Annotated in this window: 3 protein-coding genes; all 3 read left to right on the forward strand. The window is 71.8% G+C overall.

Annotated elements, in window-relative coordinates:
• Nucleotides 1–49: 49 nt before the first annotated feature.
• The 3 genes from aroA (at nucleotide 50) to P1P70_RS42955 (ending at nucleotide 2,713) form a co-directional block, all read left to right on the forward strand.
• Nucleotides 50–1,285, forward strand: a complete 1,236-nt coding sequence (aroA, locus tag P1P70_RS42945; protein WP_319247687.1) for a 3-phosphoshikimate 1-carboxyvinyltransferase — start codon at nucleotides 50–52, stop codon at nucleotides 1,283–1,285.
• Nucleotides 1,282–2,022: a peptidase E gene (locus tag P1P70_RS42950; RefSeq protein ID WP_319247683.1), complete on the forward strand. Its 741-nt coding sequence runs from the start codon at nucleotides 1,282–1,284 to the stop codon at nucleotides 2,020–2,022. The genes aroA and P1P70_RS42950 overlap by 4 nt, the downstream gene beginning before the upstream one ends.
• An 85-nt stretch (nucleotides 2,023–2,107) precedes the next feature.
• Nucleotides 2,108–2,713 carry a sugar O-acetyltransferase gene (locus P1P70_RS42955; RefSeq protein ID WP_319247685.1) on the forward strand — a complete coding sequence of 202 codons (606 nt, stop codon included), beginning with the start codon at nucleotides 2,108–2,110 and terminating at the stop codon, nucleotides 2,711–2,713.
• Nucleotides 2,714–2,859 lie beyond the last annotated feature (146 nt).

Raw genomic sequence — 2,859 nt, forward strand, 5'->3', positions numbered from 1 at the left:
ACCCGGACACATCCGCACCCACCCCACCCCACGGTTCACCATGACCCGCATGCCGACCGTCGACATCCCCGGTTCCAAGTCCCTCACCGCCCGCGCCCTCTTCCTCGCCGCGGCGGCCGACGGCGTCACCACCCTCGTACGCCCCCTCCGGTCCGACGACACGGAGGGCTTCGCGGAGGGCCTGGTCCGCCTCGGTTACCGCGTCGGCCGTACCCCGGACACCTGGCAGGTCGACGGCCGCCCCCAGGGCCCCGCCGTCACGGAGGCCGACGTGTACTGCAGGGACGGCGCCACCACCGCCCGCTTCCTGCCGACCCTCGCCGCCGCAGGCCACGGCACCTACCGCTTCGACGCCTCCCCCCAGATGCGCCGCCGCCCCCTCCTGCCGCTCACCCGCGCCCTGCGCGACCTCGGCGTGGACCTGCGGCACGAGGACGCGGAGGGCCACCACCCCCTCACGGTCACCGCCGACGGCGTCCACGGCGGCGAGGTGGTCCTGGACGCCGGCCAGTCCTCCCAGTACCTGACCGCGCTGCTCCTGCTCGGCCCCCTCACCCGCACCGGCCTGCGCGTCACCGTCACCGACCTGGTCTCCGTGCCGTACGTGGAGATCACGATCGCGATGATGCGGGCGTTCGGCGTGGAGGTCGGCCGGGAGGGGAACACCTACGTCGTCCCGCCGGGCGGCTACCGGGCGACCACCTACCCGATCGAACCCGACGCCTCCACCGCCAGCTACTTCTTCGCGGCCGCAGCCCTCACCGGCGGCGAGGTGACCGTGCCGGGTCTCGGCGCGGGCGCGCTCCAGGGCGACCTGGGCTTCGTGGAGGTGCTGCGGCGGATGGGCGCGCGGGTGGAGGTCGGCGAGGACCGCACGACGGTGACCGGCACCGGCGAACTCCGCGGTGTCACCGTCAACATGCGGGACATCTCCGACACCATGCCGACCCTCGCCGCGATCGCCCCGTTCGCCTCGGGCCCGGTGCGGATCGAGGACGTGGCCAACACCCGGGTGAAGGAGTGCGACCGCCTGGAGGCCTGCGCGGAGAACCTACGCCGACTGGGCGTGGAGGTGACGACCGGCCCCGACTGGATCGAGATCCACCCCGGCACCCCCCGAGGCACGGAGATCAGGACCCACGGCGACCACCGCATCGTCATGTCCTTCGCCGTGACCGGCCTGCGCACACCGGGCATCACCTTCGACGACCCGGGGTGCGTCCGCAAGACGTTCCCGGCCTTCCACGAGGCCTTCGAAGCCCTCCGGCTACCCTCCGGAGCATGACCGCTCCGGAACCCACCATCGTCGCGACCTCGGGCGGCCACCGCATCGGTGACCGCACCCGGGTGACCTTCCATTCGCTCGTGCACCACGCCGTGGAGCTGTCGGGGGTGAACGGGCGGCGGCCGAAGGTCATGTACATCGGTACGGCGATCGGCGACTCCGAGCACATGACCGCGCGCATGAGCGAGGCCGCGCGGGTCGCGGGCTTCGACCTGACCCCGCTCGCGCTCTTCCCGATGCCCAACATCGAGGACATCGAGTCGGCGGTCCTGGAGCAGGACGTCGTCTGGGTCATGGGCGGTTCGGTCGCCAACCTGCTGGCCGTCTGGCGCGTGCACGGCCTCGACCGGATACTCCGCCGCGCCTGGCGGTCCGGCGTCGTCCTGAGCGGCGTCAGCGCGGGCTCCATCTGCTGGTTCCGGGGCGGGACGACGGACTCCTTCGGTCCCCGGCTCCGCCCGGTGACGGACGCGTTGGCGTACCTCCCGTACGGCAACGGCGTCCACTACGACAGCGACGAGGGGCGGCGGCCCCTGGTGCACCGCCTCGTCGCCGACGGCACACTGCCGGAGACCCACTGCACGGACGACGGGGTCGGGCTCGTCTACCGGGGCACACGCCTGGTGGAGGCGGTCGCCGAACTCCCGGGCAAGGGGGCGTACCTGGTCCGGCGCGAGGGCGACACGGCGGTGGAGGAACGAGTGACGCCCCGGCTCCTGCCCGAGCCGCGTCGGTAGCGACAGCACGTCGGGGAAGTCGGTAGCGACAGCATGTCGAGGAAGTCGGTAGCGACAGCACGTCGAGGAAAGGGAGTGTCCCGCGGTGTCGGGTTCTCATGAGGAAGAAGTACTGGCCCGGATCGCCGAGGGCCTCTTCTACACCGAGTCCGAGGCGGCCTTCCAGGCGCCTCGACGGCGTACGGACCAGATCTTCGCGTACAACCAGACCCCACCGGGTGAGGCGGAGAGGCGTCGCGCGCTGCTCGTCGAGATCTTCGGGTCGATCGGTGAACGCACGGTGCTGCTGCCGCCGTTCCACGCGGGCTTCGGCAGCAACGTCCACATCGGTGACGACTTCTTCGGGAACGTGAACCTGACGTTCGTCGACGACGTGGACATCCACATAGGCAACGATGTCATGATCGCGCCCAGCGTGACGCTGACCACGACGGGGCACCCCGTGCACCCCTCGCGCCGCGCCGACTTCGGGCGGTTCTCCGAACCGATCGTGATCGAGGACAAGGTGTGGATCGGCAGCAACGTGGTCGTCCTGCCCGGCGTCCGCATCGGCTACGGGTCGGTGATCGGCGCCGGCAGCGTCGTCAGCCGCGACATCCCGCCGATGACCGTCGCGCTCGGCACACCGTGCCGGGTGGTCCGCGCCATCACGGACGAGGACCTCACCACCCGTACCGCCGAAGGGCGTTAGGCCGTCGCAGGGCAGCGCGGCCGCAGGCGTCCCGTGCGGCGGCCGTGAACCGTCTGAACCGTCTCACCACTCCCGCACCCGGCGCCCCGTGCCCTGCGGCTGCTGCGGGGGGCGGCGGGTGCGGGAGTGGTGAGACGGTTCAGACG

Origin of the sequence: Streptomyces sp. MB09-02B, from assembly GCF_033794485.1 — a bacterium.
Classification (GTDB): Bacteria; Actinomycetota; Actinomycetes; order Streptomycetales; family Streptomycetaceae; genus Streptomyces.